Annotated in this window: 10 protein-coding genes; 4 read left to right on the forward strand and 6 right to left on the reverse strand. The window is 36.8% G+C overall.

All coding sequences use genetic code 11. The annotated features are described in order from the left end of the window. Positions 1-709 precede the first annotated feature (709 nt). The 3 genes from OZP10_RS01500 (at position 710) to OZP10_RS01510 (ending at position 14378) form a co-directional block, all read left to right on the forward strand. Entirely contained in the window at positions 710-11371 is a 10662-nt protein-coding gene (locus OZP10_RS01500; protein WP_281633196.1) for a choice-of-anchor L domain-containing protein, read from the forward strand. Positions 11372-11503: 132 nt separating this feature from the next. Then, a complete protein-coding gene (locus tag OZP10_RS01505) occupies positions 11504-12421 on the forward strand; it encodes a PorP/SprF family type IX secretion system membrane protein (protein ID WP_281633197.1) in 918 nt (305 codons plus the stop codon). Positions 12422-12434: 13 nt separating this feature from the next. Beyond that, on the forward strand, positions 12435-14378 hold the full coding sequence (locus OZP10_RS01510; protein WP_281633198.1) for an OmpA family protein: 1944 nt from the start codon (positions 12435-12437) through the stop codon (positions 14376-14378). A 113-nt stretch (positions 14379-14491) separates the two neighbouring features. Here the strand turns inward: OZP10_RS01510 and OZP10_RS01515 are convergent, their stop codons facing one another. The 6 genes from OZP10_RS01515 to pyrR form a co-directional block, all read right to left on the reverse strand. Further along, complete coding sequence (locus tag OZP10_RS01515; protein ID WP_281633199.1) at positions 14492-14998, reverse strand: CAP domain-containing protein; 507 nt, start codon at positions 14996-14998, stop codon at positions 14492-14494. A 184-nt stretch (positions 14999-15182) separates the two neighbouring features. Next, a complete protein-coding gene (gene pdxH, locus OZP10_RS01520) occupies positions 15183-15827 on the reverse strand; it encodes a pyridoxamine 5'-phosphate oxidase (protein WP_281633200.1) in 645 nt (214 codons plus the stop codon). A gap of 241 nt (positions 15828-16068) precedes the next feature. Further along, positions 16069-16974 carry a ribonuclease Z gene (locus OZP10_RS01525; protein WP_281633201.1) on the reverse strand — a complete coding sequence of 302 codons (906 nt, stop codon included), beginning with the start codon at positions 16972-16974 and terminating at the stop codon, positions 16069-16071. A gap of 59 nt (positions 16975-17033) precedes the next feature. Beyond that, positions 17034-17366, reverse strand: coding sequence for a hypothetical protein (locus OZP10_RS01530; protein WP_008468866.1), 333 nt, complete (start codon positions 17364-17366; stop codon positions 17034-17036). Positions 17367-17508: 142 nt separating this feature from the next. Next, positions 17509-18435 (reverse strand): aspartate carbamoyltransferase catalytic subunit, encoded by a 927-nt coding sequence (locus tag OZP10_RS01535; protein ID WP_029273654.1) that lies wholly within the window; start codon positions 18433-18435, stop codon positions 17509-17511. Between the two features lie 107 nt (positions 18436-18542). Next, complete coding sequence (gene pyrR / locus OZP10_RS01540; RefSeq protein ID WP_012026512.1) at positions 18543-19082, reverse strand: bifunctional pyr operon transcriptional regulator/uracil phosphoribosyltransferase PyrR; 540 nt, start codon at positions 19080-19082, stop codon at positions 18543-18545. A gap of 205 nt (positions 19083-19287) precedes the next feature. Between pyrR and OZP10_RS01545 the strand changes: the two genes are divergently transcribed. After that, the gene (locus OZP10_RS01545) at positions 19288-20058 is read left to right on the forward strand and encodes a phospholipase D family protein (RefSeq protein ID WP_281633202.1); all 771 of its coding nucleotides are present in this window, start codon (positions 19288-19290) and stop codon (positions 20056-20058) included. The last annotated feature ends 156 nt before the right edge of the window (positions 20059-20214 follow it).

Raw genomic sequence — 20214 nt, forward strand, 5'->3', positions numbered from 1 at the left:
TTCTCAAAATGTTAACAATTGGAAAATCATAGAAAAACAAAAATTGCATTTTATGTACTTCGTCTATAAAATTAGTATTTAGTCGATAATGTGACAGTTCGCAATATTTTAACTAATTATTTGATTATTAGTTATTTATAATATTTCAAATAAACCAATTACCGCTAATAAAGCAAAAAAATGTACGAAAAAATTTCACTTTTTAGAGTTAAAAAAAAGCGTTTTTGAGTCAATTTTGGATGAAAAAACAACACTTCAACGAGTTTTTAGGTTAGTTACAGATAAAAAAATAATATTAGAAAAACTCTAATATAACTTTGATTCTGTTAAAATTTCATAAATACTTTAAAACTAAATCTTAAGTTATGAAAACAAAATCTACTCTTGAAAAAGCAGTAAAATTTGTAAGCAATTGTAAGTTTATTTTTTTCTCGAAGAAAAACATTTTTACTAAAAACATTTTTTGCGCACTATCATTTTTAACCATAACACTTTTTCATGCTGAAAATGTCGATTCGCACCTAAGCAATTTAGATAATTCTAACCAAGCATCTAAAATGATTTACTTAAATGATAGCCATCTTTTGCTGAATTAAAAACCTCCCTTTTGATTTTACCGAGCCCTAATGTCATTTTATAGTTTAATAAAAAGGCAATCCAAAAACACAATCTGATTTAAAATATCAATAAACCGATAAAAGCTATCAATATGAAAAAATTCTACTATCAATATTTAACATTTTGTTATTTATTTTTACTGCTACTAAGTGGGACTTTCATTGGAAATGCACAAGAAATACCTACACGAATTGGGAATACATTGTCTCCAAGTAAAGCTACCGCAAAGACGGCTGCAGTTAGTGCCCTTGCCGCTGCTGGTTCCATCGATGTTGCAAATGCTTCATATGGCTACAATGGCTACACCCCCGACCTATTAGTCCGCAACATTTTAACCTCTGGCTGTCTTAGTATAAGCAATGTTCGTTTTGGTTATTACAAAAGAAGCAATAATAACTGGAATTGGGTAAACCACAACTGGTCTACAACAGCTGGAGACAGACAATTAGGCTATTACAATAAAGCAACTTCAACATTTCCTATAGACGAAGGTATTCTCTTATCTACTGGGAAAATCAGCTCTGCTATGGGACCGAATAGTTATACCAATAGATCAGACGAACTTGTCAATGAAGCTAGTGATCCCGATTTGACCAATATATCTGGTGAAACCATGCACGACGCAGCAATACTTGAATTTAATTTTATTCCCGACGGAAATTTAGTTGAGTTTAAATTTGTATTTGCTTCCGAAGAATATTTAGAATATGTGCATACAGATTATAATGATGCTTTTGGATTTTTCTTAAGCGGATCTGGAATTAATGGCCCCTATACGAACAATGCTATAAACTTGGCTCAGTTACCAAATGGCGATGCAGTTACAATTAATAATATACATTCGTCAGGAACAAATGTCAACAATGTATCTTTCCCAAATCATAACGTTGCATATTATGCTAACAATCCTGCTGGTTCTGCCACAATGGAGTATGATGGATCAACTGTGGTATTAACTGCTACTTATGCCGTTACACCAGGACAGAATTATAAAATAAAAATGGCAATTGCAGATGCATCTGACCAAAAATGGGATGCTGGAGTATTTTTAAAAGCAAAAAGTTTTGCAACAAATACGTTGGTTATTACAAACCCAGCCCCAGTTTGTGCAAATGGTACAGCAAACTTAACATTGCCTGCTATTACGGCAGGAAGTACTTCTGGTCTAACCTATACTTACTGGACAAATTCTACAGCAACTACTCCTCTCGCTACGCCAAGTGCTGCGCCTGTTGGAACATATTACATTAAAGGAACCAATGCCGAATCAGGTTGTTCTGATATCAAACCTGTAGTGGTAAGTCAAACCAATATTGTAATAACTGAAACCACGGCTTCGCATATTGATGTCAAATGTAAAGGAGCCGCAACTGGTTCAGCCACTGTAACTGCATCAGGCGGAACGGGAAGTTATAACTATTCTTGGAATACTTCTCCCGTTCAAACTAATGCAACAGCAACAAACTTGTCTGCTGGCACATATACTGTGACTGTAACTGATTCAAAAGGTTGCAGTAATACTAAACAAATAAGTATTACTGAACCTACAACTAGTTTAGCCGCATCTACAACTCAAGTTAATTTAACTTGTAATGGAGGAACAAATGGTTCTGCAACCGTTACTGCAACAGGAGGAATGGGGACTTACACTTATTCTTGGAACACAACTCCAGTTCAAACCTCAGCTACAGCCTCTAATTTAGCTGCTGGAACCTACACTGTAATAGTAAAAGATGCAAATCTTTGCCAAGTTACAAAAACTGTAACCATAACTGGACCTACTGCAGCTTTAGCTTTAGGGGCATCTTCTAAAACCGATGCTTCATGCTTCGGAAAAAGTACCGGAAGCGTAACGGCTGGAACCGTTACAAATGCGGTTGGAACCGTAAACTACTCTTGGAAAAACAGTTCGAATGCAGTGGTTGGAACAGCAGCAACGGTTTCAAACCTTCCTGCGGGAACTTATACTTTAACTGTAACTGATTCCTGTTCTTCTCAGTCTAATTCTGTTACAATCGGACAGCCAGCGGCAGCTTTAGCTTTAGGAGCTTCTTCTAAAACAGATGCTTCCTGCTTCGGAAAAAGCACTGGTTCTGTAACAGCGGGGACTGTAACAAATGCGGTTGGAACTGTTTCTTATTCTTGGAAAAACGGCAATGTTGAAGTAGGAACTTCAGCAACGGTTTCAAACCTTCCTGCGGGAACTTATACTTTAACTGTAACTGATTCCTGTTCTTCTCAATCCAATTCTGTTACAATCGGACAGCCAGCGGCAGCTTTAGCTTTAGGAGCGTCTTCTAAAACAGATGCTTCCTGCTTCGGAAAAAGCACTGGTTCTGTAACAGCGGGGACTGTAACAAATGCGGTTGGAACTATAACTTACTCTTGGAAAAACGGCAATGTTGAAGTAGGAACTTCAGCAACGGTTTCAAACCTTCCTGCGGGAACTTATACTTTAACTGTAACTGATTCCTGTTCTTCTCAGTCTAATTCTGTTACAATCGGACAGCCAGCGGCAGCTTTAGCTTTAGGAGCGTCTTCTAAAACAGATGCTTCCTGCTTCGGAAAAAGCACTGGTTCTGTAACAGCGGGGACTGTAACAAATGCGGTTGGAACTATAACTTACTCTTGGAAAAACAGCTCGAATGCAGTGGTTGGAACAGCAGCAACGGTTTCAAACCTTCCTGCGGGAACTTATACTTTAACTGTAACTGATTCCTGTTCTTCTCAATCCAATTCTGTTACAATCGGACAGCCAGCGGCAGCTTTAGCTTTAGGAGCGTCTTCTAAAACAGATGCTTCCTGCTTCGGAAAAAGCACTGGTTCTGTAACAGCGGGGACTGTAACAAATGCGGTTGGAACTATAACTTACTCTTGGAAAAACAGCTCGAATGCAGTGGTTGGAACAGCAGCAACGGTTTCAAACCTTCCTGCGGGAACTTATACTTTAACTGTAACTGATTCCTGTTCTTCTCAGTCTAATTCTGTTACAATCGGACAGCCAGCGGCAGCTTTAGCTTTAGGAGCTTCTTCTAAAACAGATGCTTCCTGCTTCGGAAAAAGCACTGGTTCTGTAACAGCGGGGACTGTAACAAATGCGGTTGGAACTGTTTCTTATTCTTGGAAAAACGGCAATGTTGAAGTAGGAACTTCAGCAACGGTTTCAAACCTTCCTGCGGGAACTTATACTTTAACTGTAACTGATTCCTGTTCTTCTCAATCCAATTCTGTTACAATCGGACAGCCAGCGGCAGCTTTAGCTTTAGGAGCGTCTTCTAAAACAGATGCTTCCTGCTTCGGAAAAAGCACTGGTTCTGTAACAGCGGGGACTGTAACAAATGCGGTTGGAACTGTTTCTTATTCTTGGAAAAACGGCAATACTGAAGTAGGAACTTCAGCAACGGTTTCAAACCTTCCTGCGGGAACTTATACTTTAACTGTAACTGATTCCTGTTCTTCTCAGTCTAATTCTGTTACAATCGGACAGCCAGCGGCAGCTTTAGCTTTAGGAGCTTCTTCTAAAACAGATGCTTCCTGCTTCGGAAAAAGCACTGGTTCTGTAACAGCGGGGACTGTAACAAATGCGGTTGGAACTATAACTTACTCTTGGAAAAACAGCTCGAATGCAGTGGTTGGAACAGCAGCAACGGTTTCAAACCTTCCTGCGGGAACTTATACTTTAACTGTAACTGATTCCTGCTCTTCTCAATCCAATTCGGTTACAATCGGACAGCCAGCGGCAGCTTTAGCTTTAGGAGCGTCTTCTAAAACAGATGCTTCCTGCTTCGGAAAAAGCACTGGTTCTGTAACAGCGGGGACTGTAACAAATGCGGTTGGAACTATAACTTACTCTTGGAAAAACGGCAATGTTGAAGTAGGAACTTCAGCAACGGTTTCAAACCTTCCTGCGGGAACTTATACTTTAACTGTAACTGATTCCTGTTCTTCTCAATCCAATTCTGTTACAATCGGACAGCCAGCGGCAGCTTTAGCTTTAGGAGCTTCTTCTAAAACAGATGCTTCCTGCTTCGGAAAAAGCACTGGTTCTGTAACAGCGGGGACTGTAACAAATGCGGTTGGAACTATAACTTACTCTTGGAAAAACAGCTCGAATGCAGTGGTTGGAACAGCAGCAACGGTTTCAAACCTTCCTGCGGGAACTTATACTTTAACTGTAACCGATTCCTGTTCTTCTCAATCCAATTCTGTTACAATCGGACAGCCTGCGGCAGCTTTAGCTTTAGGAACGTCTTCTAAAACAGATGCTTCCTGCTTCGGAAAAAGCACTGGTTCTGTAACAGCGGGGACTGTAACAAATGCGGTTGGAGCTGTTTCTTACTCTTGGACAAACAGCTTGAATGCAGTGGTTGGAACAGCAGCAACTGTTTCAAACCTTCCTGCGGGAACTTATACTTTAACTGTAACTGATTCCTGCTCTTCTCAATCCAATTCGGTTACAATCGGACAGCCAGCGGCAGCTTTAGCTTTAGGAACGTCTTCTAAAACTGATGTTTTCTGTTTTGGAGCAAGCACTGGTACTGTAACGGCTGGAACCGTGACAAACGCAATTGGAACTGTAAACTATTCTTGGACAAACAGTTCGAATGCAGTGGTTGGAACAGCAGCAACTGTTTCAAACCTTCCTGCAGGAATATACACTTTAACAATCACTGATTCCTGTTCTTCTCAATCCAATTCTGTTACAATCGGACAGCCAGCTATAGCTTTAAGCTGCTCAGTTATTCAAAACAAATCTGTTACTTCAAATGGATTAAGCGATGGAGAAGCAACTGTAACACCAATTGGAGGTAATGTTGGCTATACTTATTTATGGGATAATAACGAAACTACTCAAAAAGCACTTGGATTAAATGCAGGATTACATACTGTTACAGTTACCGATTCAAAAGGCTGTACAACAACTTGTACTGTCACTATAACTCAACCAAATGTACTCTCTTGCAGTATTTCTCAAGATAGCGCTGTAAAATGTTTTGGAGGTAATACTGGTAAAGCAACTGTAACTGCTGTAGGTGGTAACGGAGAGTATACATATTTATGGGACAATAGTGAAACAAGTGCGCAAGCAGTTGCTTTAACTGCCGGTTTACACACTGTTACTGTTACTGATAAATTAGGTTATACAACAAATTGTTCTGTAACAATTTCGCAACCTCAAAAAGCATTAAGTGCAATAAAAAGTCAAACAGATGTTACTTGTGGCGGAGGAAATAATGGTTCTGCGACAGTAACTGTTTCAGGTGGAACTGCTCAATATAACTATTCTTGGAACTCAGTTCCTGTACAAATAACTGCAACTGCAAGTAATCTTGCTGCTGGAAATTACACTGTGCTTATTACTGATGCAAACGGATGTACACTTTCTGAATCGTTTACTATTTTGGATGGAGATTCAATTAAACCAATTGTAAATCCGCTGCCTGAGGTTACTACTATCAATTGTCCAGCAGTACCTGTTTTTGCACAAGCAACGGCAACTGACAATAATGGAACTATTTCTTCATTAACTTTCGAAGATACTATTATACAAGGGAATTGTGCCGGCTCTTATACTAAAACAAGAACTTGGACCGCAAAAGATGCTTGCGGAAATATTTCTCTTCCTGTAAGCCAAACTATAATAGTTCAAGATAATACTGCTCCAATCTGGGCAACTCAGACAGGATCTTTAGATAAAACTGTTGAGTGTAGCGATACACAAGCTCTAGCATCGGCTCAAGCCTTATTTCCTAGTGCTAGCGATGCCTGCGATGCTGATGTTTCAAACATCATAAAAGTAAGCGGAAAATTTACAGCTTCTGAAGGATGCGGAAATGCAGGAACTTATACCAATACTTGGACTGTAAAAGACGACTGCGAAAATACTTCTGAAACTTTCACGCAAGTGATTACAATTCAGGATACTGCTGCTCCAACTTGGACAACTGCTGCAGGAACTCTAAACGCAACTTTAGAATGCAGCGATACTCAAGGACTTGCAGCAGCTCAGGCTCAGTTTCCTATAGCTTCTGACTCATGCGATGCTGATGTTTCAAACATCACTAAAGTAAGCGGACAGTTTGTAGCTTCTGAAGGATGCGGAAATGCCGGAACTTACACCAATACTTGGACTGTAAAAGACGATTGTGGCAATACTTCTGAAACTTTCACTCAGGTGATTACAATTCAGGACACTGCTGCTCCGACTTGGACAACTGCTGCGGGTTCTCTAAACGCAACTTTAGAGTGCAGCGATACTCAAGGACTTGCGACAGCTCAGGCTCAGTTTCCTATAGCTTCTGACTCATGCGATGCTGATGTCTCTAACATCACTAAAATAAGCGGACAGTTTGTAGCTTCTGAAGGATGCGGAAATGCCGGAACTTACACCAATACTTGGACTGTAAAAGACGACTGCGGAAATACTTCTGAAACTTTCACGCAAGTGATTACAATTCAGGATACAGCTGCTCCAACTTGGACAACTGCTTCAGGAACTCTAAACGCAACTTTAGAGTGCAGCGATACTCAAGGACTTGCGACAGCTCAAGCTCAGTTTCCTATAGCTTCTGACTCATGCGATGCTGATGTCTCTAACATCACTAAAGTAAGCGGACAGTTTATAGCTTCTGAAGGATGCGGAAATGCCGGAACTTACACCAATACTTGGACTGTAAAAGACGACTGCGGAAATACTTCTGAAACTTTCACGCAAGTGATTACAATTCAGGATACAGCTGCTCCAACTTGGACAACTGCTTCAGGAACTCTAAACGCAACTTTAGAGTGCAGCGATACTCAAGGACTTGCGACAGCTCAAGCTCAGTTTCCTATAGCTTCTGACTCATGCGATGCTGATGTCTCTAACATCACTAAAGTAAGCGGCCAGTTTGTAGCTTCTGAAAATTGTTCAAATGCAGGAACTTACACCAACACTTGGACTGTAAAAGACGACTGCGGAAATACTTCTGAAACTTTCACTCAGGTGATTACAATTCAGGATACAGCTGCTCCGACTTGGACAACTGCTGCAGGAACTCTGAACGCAACTTTAGAGTGCAGCGATACTCAAGGACTTGCAGCAGCTCAGGCTCAGTTTCCTATAGCTTCTGACTCATGCGATGCTGATGTCTCTAACATCACTAAAGTAAGCGGCCAGTTTGTAGCTTCTGAAAATTGTTCAAATGCAGGAACTTACACCAACACTTGGACTGTAAAAGATGATTGTGGCAATACTTCTGAAACTTTCACGCAAGTGATTACAATTCAAGATACTACTGCTCCAATGTTTACTGGCGATCTTCCTCTAGATATTGAAGTATCATGCGATGCAGTTCCTGAATCAGCAGAAATGCATGTTTCAGATAATTGCAATGATAATTTACCAATAGTATTTTCAGAGGTAAAATCTGGTATTGAGAATGAATGTTCAACTAATTATACTTTAACTCGCACTTGGAAAATTAGCGACTGCGGTGGAAATACAACCACTCACGTTCAAATTATTACAGTAAGAGATAAAACTGCTCCAACAGGAACAGCTCCTGAAAGTATAACAAACTTAGCTAGCATTGATTTAATACCAGCAGGAAATCCGTCAGATATTAAAGACGCGGCTGATAATTGCAGCTCTACTGTAAATATCACTGTTTCGGACACTAACAATGAAGGAAACGGCTGCGACGGAACACCTTATATCTTAACAAGAACTTATACTTTAACAGACTGTGCTGGAAACAAAACCGAATTGGTTCAAACCTTTACAGTTGAAAGCAAAGTTACTGTTAGCGGAGTTGCAACAAACACAAGCTGTTTTGGAGGAAGCGATGGTAAAATTACAGTAACCAATAGCCCTGGCTCGATTGTAGTAATTACTAATGAGAGAAATGAAGTAGTTGGTAATACAAATTTACCAGCTGGAACTTATACTCTTACTGCAACGGCACTAGTCAACGGCGAAAATCAAACTTGTTCTGCTACAGCTACAGTAGTGATTTCTCAACCAGAATATACTGTAAAAATTTCTGGACAAGTAATAAATGTAGATACCAATACGCCTCTTGCCAATGTACCTGTTACTTTAATTCCGCAAGGAACAACACCTGGAGCAATACAAATGCGTATTACAGGAACTGATGGAATGTACAGTTTCTCTGGAATGCCTGCTGGAAGTTACTTGGTACAAGTACAAGATGCAAACTTAAATAGTGCACATCAATTATATCCTGTAGATTCTAGTTTATTCTTTACAACTCTTGAAGATTGTAAAGTTCAGACTCATAATTTCGAATATGGCAAATCTACTCTTCCTGTACTTGGAGATTATGTTTGGTATGATCTTAATAATAATGGAATTCAAGATGAATGGTACGATGCCAATAATGATGGAGTGGTTACTAAAAATATTCCAGATTCAAATGGCTCTATCGATTACAGCCAATGGGAATGGATAGATCTTAACGGAGATGGAAGCTATACTGGTCCTGAAAATAATGGAGAGCTAAATGCAGCAGGTTTCGGTAATGCTCTTAGTTCTAATATAATTGTTGATGGTCCAAATGGCTACCATGCAGATGTAATTGTCGGAATTGAAGGATTCTGGAGAGAACGTCCAGAAACTGCAAATCCGTATGGAGATTATACAATAAAATTAGTAAGAGATGCTAATTTCGATGCTGTGGCTGCTGCTTTAGGTGCTACTGGTCTAGTGAAAGTTATCCCTTCTTCATCTGCTAAAAACATAAGTGGTAAAACGAGCAAAATGCAAATGCATACCGTTTGTCAAACCACAACAGATGCCGGTTATGTAGTAACTGTAACGCCAGAGGATTTAGTTCACTTAGACATTGACTTCGGCGTAAGCTGCAAAGAATACAAAGATATTGTTGCTAATGATGACAGTGCAGGTCCTATTGCTGGTGTAAATCATACCACAACTAACGTATTAAATGTATTAACAAATGATACTTTAGAAGGAGCAGCGATAACTGCCTCTGATGTAATTATAACGACTGTAACTCCAAACGAGTTTTTACAGCTAAATCCTGATGGTTCTGTTGATGTGTTACCAAATGCTCCAGTAGGAACATTGACAATGGTATATCAAATTTGCGAAGCCGATCAGACAGATAATTGTGACACTGCAACGGTTACAATTACAATTGAAGCACCAGTAATGACTGTTACAGCAACATCAATATGTGTGAACGACGTTCCTTACGTTGATTATGTGGTAACGCCAGTAAACTTCACTCCTGTAAATGGTGTGACAATTGCTTGGGCCGATAGCAACAACAATGTCGTAACAACAATGACCAATTTACCATTGAGCGGTCGTGTATTATGGCCTGGAGCTGTTGTAGATGGGCAAGGAAAAGGAATTGATTGGCCTGGATGGATTTTTGAAAACAACAAATGGATTGAAGCCGCTGATGGATTTGAGAAATTACGTCCAACTGCTAACCTAACCGTTTCTGTAAATCCTAGTGAAACTATCACACTTAGTTATCCACCAGCAGATCCTTTCTGTACTGCGAGACCAACATTTGCCATTGTCGCAACTTATGATAATCCAGCACCAATAACAGGACCTGCAGGACAAACTAACATAGTGAATGTTTTAACTAATGACACATTAAATGGTTCGTCAGTAAATATAAACGATGTTACCTTAACAACTACTGTTCCTGACCCAACTGGTGCCTTGACATTAAATCCTGACGGATCTGTAAATGTTGCACCAAACACACCAGGTGGCACTTACACGTTAACTTACCAAATTTGCGAAAAAGCCGATTTTGGAAACTGCGATAGTGCAATTGTAACAGTAGTAGTTCTAGATCCGCCAGCGCCACCTACACCAGTAGTTGCAAATGACGATACGTACAGTAATATTGGATGTAACTCTTTCGGACTAGTTGGAAATGTATTGAGCAATGATACGAAAGGAATCACTCGCGCATCATTAGAATTAGTAAACTTTACACTTCTTACTGAAGCAACCGGCACTAAATCAAATCCAAATATCACTTTTGATGGTTCTGGAAATGTAACAGTATCAAGTTTAACACCTGCCGGCACTTATACGTACAGCTACAGAATTTGCGACAAACTAAGTTCTGAAAATTGTGATACTGCAACTGTTACGATTATAGTTGTTCCAAATGGTGTTACTCAAACTAGTGCAACAGCTTGTAACGATGATTCGACATTGGTAAATCTAAGCAGTCTGCTTCCTGAAGGAAGTCCTTCAACAGGAACTTGGATTGATAAAAATAATACTAATGCCCTTCAGGGAACAATTCTTAATCCGTTTGGTTTGGCATTAGGCAATTACGTTTTCGAATATGCAATAGCTGATGAAAAATGTCCAAGAAGCATAGTTTTAAACATGGAAATCAATGATGATTGTAAAGTCTTAGCTTGTGGTGACGTATTAGTTCATAATGCTTTTTCTCCAAATGGCGATAACAAAAATGATTTCTTCAAAATTGACAATATCGATGACACCACTTGTTATCCAAGCAATTCTGTCGAAATATATAATCGCTGGGGAATTTTAGTTTTTGAAACTACAAACTACAATAATACAACAAATGCTTTTGATGGTACTTCTAGAGGAAGAACAACTGTTAAGCAATCTGACGGACTACCAACTGGGACTTATTTTTACATTATTAATTATAAATCTCTAGATGGAAACAACAATGTTCAAGATCATAAACTAGACGGGTATTTATATCTATCAAAATAATCCTTTTCAAAATACGCTGTAAAAGCTCTTTTACAGCGTATTTAAAACTGAAAAAATGAATCAATCTTGAATAAGAGCACATTGAATTACAATGATTTAAAAGTCAATAGTATTAAAATAATATAATCTACTATGAGAACAAAGCTATTTTTCTTCGTCATTCTGTTAGTTACATGTTCAGGGTATGCACAGCAAGACGCTCAGTATACACAGTACATGTACAACACAATAAATATAAATCCTGCTTATGCAGGTTCTCGTGGGGTATTTAGTGTTTTTGGTCTTTACCGTACTCAATGGGTTGGTCTTGACGGAGCACCGGAAACAAGCAGTTTTTCAATTAATACACCGCTAAACAATAGCAGACTAGGTATAGGAGCTTCTTTGGTTAACGACAAAATTGGTCCAACAAACGAAAACAATATCTCAGTTGATCTATCGTATACTGTCCAGACATCTGCAGATTTTAAACTTTCGTTTGGTATTAAAGGAACTGCAAATATCTTCAATTTGGATGTAAACAAACTAAATCCGGCAGATCAGGGTGATCCGCAGTTTCAGGATTTAAGCAATAAATTTTCTCCTAATGTTGGTGCTGGGGTTTACTGGCATTCAGACAAGGCTTACATTGGTTTATCTGTTCCAAATTTTATTGAAACAAATCGTTACGACGACAATGATGTAGCAATTTACAAAGACAAAATCAATTACTATTTAATGGCAGGTTATGTATTCGATCTAGACAAATATCAATACATTAAATTCAAACCAGCTATTTTAACCAAAATGGTCGAAGGTGCACCGCTACAAGTTGATGTTTCTGCCAATTTTATGTTCTACGACAAATTCATGGCTGGTGTAGCTTACAGATGGAGCGCTTCATTAAGTGCTATGGTCGGATTTCAGATTACAGACGGACTTTATTTAGGTTATGGTTATGACAGAGAAACCACTCATTTAAATAATTACAATTCAGGTTCACACGAAATTTTCCTTCGTTATGAATTCTTCTCCAACAAAGGTAAAATGACAACTCCTCGTTTCTTCTAAAAAATAAGGTATCATGAAAAACTATACACTACTTTTCCTTACAATTCTAGGTGCTTTTTCATTTAGCAGTTATGCACAGCAGTCTAAAATAAATACTGCAGACAAAAAATATGACGGCTATGCTTATGTCGATGCTATAAAGACCTATGAAAAAGTTGCCGCTAAAGGCTACAAATCTGAAGACATGTTTAAAAAACTGGGAAATGCTTATTATTTCAATTCAGATTTTCAGAATGCGGCAAAATGGTACGGCGAATTATTTGCAATGAACACAAATGTTGAACCAGAATATTATTTTAGATATGCACAATCTCTAAAATCGACTGGAGACATTACCAAAGCAAATAAACTTCTGGATGAATTTAATGCTATCTCAAAAAATGACAGCAGAGGAAAACTTTACAAAGAAGATGTAAATTATCTGGATCAAATTAAAGCAAACTCTGGGAGGTACCAGATAGAAGATGCTGGAATTAACAGCAAATATTCAGATTACGGATCATTTGTGTATAACAATAAAGTTTATTTTGCATCGGCGCGAGATACAGGAAATTTTACACAACGTAAACACAAATGGACAGGAGAATATTTTACAAATATTTATAATGCTGATTTGGATCCTTCTACCGGTAGCACATCAAAAGTAAATAAATTTAAATCGGCTATTAATACCAAATTCCATGAAGCTTCTCCTGTTTTCACAAAAGATGGAAAAACAGTTTATTTTACCAGAAATAACTACATCGACGGAAAAAAAGGAAAAGACGAAAACAAAGTCACCTTAATCAAGCTTTACAAAGCTGAATTGGGGAAAGATGGCAAATGGACCAACATTGCAGAGCTTCCATTCAATAGCAATAACTACAGTACAGCTCACCCTGCTTTGAGTCCAGACGAAAAAACACTGTATTTTGCTTCTGACATGCCAGGAACTATTGGCGAGTCAGATTTGTATAAAGTCAGCATCAATTCAAACGGAGGTTATGGCTCTCCAGAAAATCTAGGAAGTAGTATTAATACGGAAGGAAAAGAAACCTATCCATATGTTACCAGCGAAAATGAAATCTATTTTTCATCTGACGGGCATCCAGGCTTGGGAGGTTTAGATGTTTTTGTTGGAAATATTGACAATAACGGAAAAGTTAGCAATATTCAGAATGTTGGAGCAGATATCAATTCTCCAAAAGATGATTTTGCCTACATTATTGATCCCGAAACAAGAAGAGGATTTTTTACTTCCAACAAAGATGGAGGTCAAGGTTCAGATGATATTTATAAATTCTTAGAAACTAGAAGGCTTAAATGCGTTCAGGTATTATATGGCACAATTACCGATGCTGAAACTGGCGTACCGCTTCCTGGAGCAAAAGTAACGCTGTATGACGCAGGAATGGCACTTAAAAATTCTGCCGTTGCAGATGGCTCTGGACTATACTCTTTTGATGTAGAATGCGGAAAAACATATTATGTAAGAGCAGAAAAACCAGAATTTGCTACAAAAGAAGTTAGCATAACTGTAGACAAAACAAGTGGTAAAACAAACCTTCCTATTGCACTAGAAAAATCAACTTGCAAAGTTACTGTGGGTGATGATTTAGGAAAATGTTTTGGAATTAAAATGATTTATTTCGACCTCGATAAATCAAATATTAGAACCGAAGCAGCATTAGATTTAGAAAAAATATTGGCTGTTCTGAACGATAATCCTACTATGAAATTAGATATCCGTTCGCATACAGACAGTAGAGCTTCTAATCAATACAACGAAGCCTTATCTGACCGAAGAGCAAAATCAACTATACAATGGCTGGTTAAAAACGGAATTTCTCCTAACCGCTTAACTGGAAAAGGCTACGGTGAAACAGAGCTCGTAAACAAATGTTCCGATGGCGTACCATGTACTGAAGAAGAACATCAAGCCAATAGACGAAGCCAATTTATTATAACCGCTTTATAAATTTCTTAATAGATAAAAAAAGCTGCCTAGATGGCAGCTTTTTTAATTTAAAAAGTCGTTACATTTCTAAGAATTGCAACGACTTCTAAAAAACCAACCTGTTCAATAAACTTTTAAATCTTAACAAAAATGTTAGTGTAATATTTTTTTCCTGTAGCTGGATCCGTTGTTACAGACAATCCAAAATGAGTATAATCTCCTTCTATATTTTCTTTGTGCCCTGGGCTATCCAGCCAAGCTCTTAAAGCGGCTTCGGGAGTTTTATAATTGTAGGCAACATTCTCGCCTACTTTTTTTGCTCCCAATACACTAGTAATATTACTAGATCTTGCCACAAAATCGTTATGATTCACCACATTATTTTCAATCATATATTTATTATGCTCTTCGCATTTAAAAGATATATGATTAACTCTCTCCAAGGCATTCAAACCAATACTCACGCGGTATTCGTTTATTAACCTCATTGTTTCTATTTCGGTGTCATTATAAGTATAATTAGCAACAAGCACTTCTGTTGGAGTGGCAGTATCCGCGCTTGCTTCGGCGGTGTCGGCAGAACATGCGTTCATTGCGACTAAAATCGCAATGAACAACATGGTGCGCATTATCTTTTTCATAATCATCAGCATTTTAGCGGTTTAAAGTAAATGTTGGGGCAAATCCTTTAAATTTATCTTTGAATAAATTCGTTCGTATTATTGTATACCAAACGTATTCAATTTACCGTTAAAGTGCAAAAATAATCGATGAAATGCACTATTTTTTATTTTTAGTATATAAAATTCTTACGTAAAAGCAATTTTAGGAAGACAACCTTTCAATCTTCCAAGAAAAATCTGACTGACTTGTATATCGAATTCTATCGTGAAGTCTATTTGGTCTTCCCTGCCAAAATTCAACTTGAAGTGGAGTCACGATATAGCCACCCCAATTTTCGGGTCTCGGAATTGGCTTACCTTCAAATTCGGTTTCTAATTTTTTTAAATTTTCTTCTAAAAATGTTCTTGACGGAATCACTTCGCTTTGATTGGAAACAATTGCTCCTAGCTTACTACCATCAGGACGTGAATCAAAATAATTATCCGAAATAACTTCAGATGTTTTCTGCGCAATTCCTTTAATAATTACCTGACGTTCTGCTTCCTGCCAAAAAAAAGACAAACACACATTTGGGTTTGCTTCTATCGCTTTTCCTTTTTCCGAATTATAATTGGTATAAAATATAAACCCTTCTTCAGAAAATTTCTTCAATAAAACCACACGCGATTTAGGAAAACCATCCAATCCAATTGTTGAAACCGTCATGGCATTCACCTCCCCGCTTCCTCCAAAATCTTCCACCTCATGAAACCATCGGTTAAAAAGATTAATTGGATCTTCTGGAATATTCGTTTCTAATAATTCGCTTTTCTCGTAAGATTTTCTATAATTACTTAAATCATTCATAGTTTTTGATTTTAGTTTATTTTGTTTCAAGTTTCAAGTTTCAAGTTTCAAGTTTCAAGTTTCAGGTTTCAAGTTTGTCAGGCTTAGTGAAGTCGAACGTTCACAAAGCACGTTCTATTCAAAAAAAGCATTTCGACTTCGTTCAGTGTGACAATCATATACTAAGATTCCATCAACTTAAACTTGAAATAACTACACCAAAACTTAGTCGCTTAGCAACTTAGCATCTCAGAACCTTAGATTAAAACTCAAAACTAACTCCATCATCTGCCAAAAGCACATTTGGAAAAACTTCTTCTGCTTCTTTTTTAAATGGCTCCAAACCATCATAACGTGTCGAATAATGACCTAAAATAAGCTGTTTTACATTTGCTTTTAAAGCAATGCTTGCTGCTTCTTTTGCAGTCGAATGCAGTGTTTTTTCAGCTAATCTTGCTTCCGATTCTAAAAACGTAGATTCGTGATATAAAATGTCTGTATTCTGTATAATCTGAATGATCTCTTCATTGTAAACTGTATCAGAACAGAAAGCATAACTTTTTGCTGGTGGCGGGTCAAAAGTAAGTTTTTCATTTTCAATTACTGTTCCGTCATCAAGTGTAATATCTCCGCCATTTTTTATTTTCTGATAATACGCTACATGAATATTATAGCGCTGAACAGCTTCTACGTTTAACTTTCTTTCGTCTGGTTTTTCCTGAAAAAGGTATCCATTTGTATAAACACGATGCTTTAGCGGAATTGTCTTCACAATGACCTTCTTATCTTCAAAAACAACTTCACTTTCTTTCGATTCTAATTCGTGAAAGAACAAAGAATATGTTGTCCAAGATTCAGTCAGTTTTAATTGAATAAGGATCAATTCTTTAATTCCTTTCGGACCATAAATATGTAAATCTGTGGTTCTTCCTAAAAGGGAAAAAGTTGAAATAGTGCCAATTAATCCAAACAAATGATCTCCATGAAGATGCGAGATAAAAATGTGATTAATTTTTGAGAATTTAATCTTGTTTTTGCGAAGCTGTACCTGAGTCCCTTCACCACAGTCAATTAAAAACAATCTGTTTTTAATCTCCAAAACCTGCGCAGTCGGATTGGTAAGCGTTCTAGGAGTTGCGGCATAACAGCCAAGTATAGTTAACTTCATTTCTCAATTAAAAATTGATAATTGACAATTATTAATTTTTAATTATCAATTGTTAATTATTAGAAACCTAGGTCTCTTTCGATTTCTTCCATTTCGATAATATCGTGAGCCTCTAAGAGAGAAGGCACTACCACTAATTTATCTGAAATAGCATTAAAATCAAGATCGGTAGCTACAATTACAAACGATTTTTTTGCTTTTTTCTGAACTTTAGATAGCGGTAAAAAAGCTTTTAAATCATTTTCTGAAATATTAGAATCTGCTGATAAGTCGATTATAATATTTTGTTTTTCAAAGGTTTTAAATTGTTGCGTCACTTTTTCCAAGAAAGCGTTTACATCTCCTTGCGTATCTTTAATCGTAACGGTATGTCCTTTTTGATCTACTTTCATTTTATAATTTGAGGGGCTTATATTTTATGATGCTAATTTACTAAGTTTTTTTGTTGTTTCAAGTTTCAGGTTTCAAGTTTTATGCTCACTGTAACATTCATTTCAACACTGAAAACTGCGACTGTGACTGAAAACTAAAAAACTATTGAATCTTAGATGCTAGCAAATAAATAACCGCCATTCTAATCGCAACTCCATTCTCCACCTGATTCAAAATAACTGAATGATCAGAATCGGCCACCTCAGAAGTAATTTCTACTCCTCTGTTGATTGGTCCTGGGTGCATGATTACGATTTCTTTTCCTAGCGAATCCAAAAGCGGTTTGTCTACTCCATATTGCTGTGCGTACTCACGCGTTGATGGAAAGAAATTCACATCCATACGTTCGTTCTGTACACGAAGCATATTCGCAACATCACACCATTCTAATGCTTTTCTTAAATTTGGTTCAACCGTAACACCAAGCGATTCAATATATCTCGGAATCAATGTTTTTGGTCCGCAAACTTTTACTTCTGCGCCTTGCATCTGCAAAGCATATATGTTTGAAAGCGCTACGCGTGAGTGCAGAATATCACCTACAATAACTACTTTTTTTCCAGCAACATCACCCAGTTTTTCTCTAATCGAATAACTGTCTAATAAAGCCTGAGTTGGGTGTTCGTGCGCGCCGTCTCCAGCGTTTACGATACTCGCTTTGACATTTTTAGATAAAAAATAAGCCGCTCCGGGATTAGAGTGGCGCATTACAACCATATCCACTTTCATCGAAAGGATATTGTTTACAGTATCAATCAAGGTCTCTCCTTTTTTAACAGATGACTGAGCTGCAGAAAAACTGATTACATCAGCAGATAAACGTTTCTGCGCTAATTCGAAAGAGAGTTTGGTTCTGGTACTATTTTCGAAGAAAATATTGGCAATAGTAATATCTCGTAATGAAGGAACTTTTTTAATCGGTCTATTAATGACTTCTTTAAAATGATCTGCCGTTTCAAAAATCAGGTTAATATCATTCTCATTGATATATTTAATTCCTAATAAATGATTTACGCTTAATTCTTTCATTGTGTGTGTTTATATGTTTAATCGTTGAATTGTTTAATCGTTTTTTTGTCAAATTTGTTAATCGGAATTACTACCGATTAAACAATTAACCGGTTAACCGATTAAACTTAATTCGTCACTAGGTGAACAACATCTTCACCATCATTTTCTTTCCAGCTTACAATTACTTTTTCACCATTAATAGCATCGACTTGACGGCCTCTGTAATCGGGCTGAATTGGCAAATGACGGCTGAAACGTCTGTCTATTAAAACCAATAATTCAATTTCTGAAGGTCTTCCAAAAGATTGAATGGCAGTTAAAGCAGAACGAATGCTACGTCCAGTAAACAAAACGTCATCGATAAAAATGACTTTTTTGTCTTCGACTATAAAATTGATTTGGGTTTTATTGGCTTCAAGCGGTTTATCAGTACGACGGAAATCATCTCTAAAAAAAGTGATGTCCAGATATCCTAACGAAATTTCAGGAACCTTGTATTCGTTTTCTAATATTTGTTTTAAACGTTCAGCTAAAAAAACGCCTCTTGGCTGAATTCCAACCAAAATGGTATTAGAGAAATCAAGATGTTTTTCGATTAACTGACAAGCCAAACGATGGAGTATGATAGTAACTTCTTTCGAATTAAGTAATACTTTTTGACTCATAAGTGATTGTAATGTTTGGTTGCGCAAATATACGGAATCTGATTTTATTTGTTGGGATGTTGGGGTTGGAAATATTTTTATTGAATTGGCAAGTTTAAAAAAAATATATTGAAATGGTGACCATAACATAAAAACATTAACTTTGTAGGAATTTTATCGTAAAAAATTTGATATCATTTTTATTTAATTATTAAGAAAAGAAAAAATGGGAACATTCTTTAATGGCGCAAATTGTGATATTTACATTGGCAAAGGAGCTGGCAAAAAATTACTTGATGATATTACTAATGCAAAAAAATCCGTTAAAGTAATTTCACCTTATCTTTCTCCTGCATTAATAAATGAATTGATAATCCTTCATTCTAAAGGAATAAAAATTTCACTAATAACAAATGACACTATAGAAGATTTCTACGGTAACTACGAGAAAAACATTTTTAAATTAATACAGCAACATCGCACTTTAGATAGTTCTTCTAACGAATTAAGAAATAAATGGATTGGTTTTGAAGAAACAATTCGCTATATCTTTTTTGGATTTTTAGCAATTTTTGTTTTTGCATTATTTTTATTTAAAAGTTTTAAAACCCTTTATCTTCTATTTCCACTGATATTAATTTATCTGTTAAGGAAAATGTTATTGTCTAAAATAAAAAATAAACGCATATATAATTACTCCTATAGTCAATTATTTCTTTTCAAAGTTTATATTTCACCCACAAACATTAAGAATGATTCTAGTACATTCGTTCACGGAAAAATATATATAATTGATGACGAGATTGTTTATATGGGTTCCCTCAACTTTACCGCTAATGGAACTAAACATAATTATGAAACAAGAATTAGAACTATTGATAAAATTGCTGTTGATACAATTATTAAAGAGTATAACGAATTATTTAATAATTCAGGTTTTCCAGAAAGAAATATCCAAGATTGGGGAAAACAACTTTATAATGAACCTATAAATTAAAAAAATCTCTCTTGCTATTCAAGGTCTCCTGGCTTCGCATTTATAATCATAGAAGATATTAAGAAATTTTGTAGAATGTTAAAATGATTTTACAGAGGAGAGCGGTTATTATCAATCGAGTCTCTTTAGAAATTAATTAAAAAAAAATACCTTGAT

Source organism: Flavobacterium luteolum, from assembly GCF_027111275.1.
GTDB lineage: Bacteria > Bacteroidota > Bacteroidia > Flavobacteriales > Flavobacteriaceae > Flavobacterium > Flavobacterium luteolum.

Excerpts from the sequence above, each read along its gene's own strand:
- OZP10_RS01505 (WP_281633197.1), top strand. The coding sequence starts at position 11,504 with ATGAGAACAAAGCTATTTTTCTTCGTCATTCTGTTAGTTACATGTTCA.
- OZP10_RS01525 (WP_281633201.1), bottom strand. The coding sequence starts at position 16,974 with ATGAAGTTAACTATACTTGGCTGTTATGCCGCAACTCCTAGAACGCTT.
- OZP10_RS01535 (WP_029273654.1), bottom strand. The coding sequence starts at position 18,435 with ATGAAAGAATTAAGCGTAAATCATTTATTAGGAATTAAATATATCAAT.
- OZP10_RS01515 (WP_281633199.1), bottom strand. The coding sequence starts at position 14,998 with ATGAAAAAGATAATGCGCACCATGTTGTTCATTGCGATTTTAGTCGCA.
- pdxH (WP_281633200.1), bottom strand. The coding sequence starts at position 15,827 with ATGAATGATTTAAGTAATTATAGAAAATCTTACGAGAAAAGCGAATTA.
- OZP10_RS01545 (WP_281633202.1), top strand. The coding sequence starts at position 19,288 with ATGGGAACATTCTTTAATGGCGCAAATTGTGATATTTACATTGGCAAA.
- pyrR (WP_012026512.1), bottom strand. The coding sequence starts at position 19,082 with ATGAGTCAAAAAGTATTACTTAATTCGAAAGAAGTTACTATCATACTC.
- OZP10_RS01510 (WP_281633198.1), top strand. The coding sequence starts at position 12,435 with ATGAAAAACTATACACTACTTTTCCTTACAATTCTAGGTGCTTTTTCA.
- OZP10_RS01530 (WP_008468866.1), bottom strand. The coding sequence starts at position 17,366 with ATGAAAGTAGATCAAAAAGGACATACCGTTACGATTAAAGATACGCAA.
- OZP10_RS01500 (WP_281633196.1), top strand. The coding sequence starts at position 710 with ATGAAAAAATTCTACTATCAATATTTAACATTTTGTTATTTATTTTTA.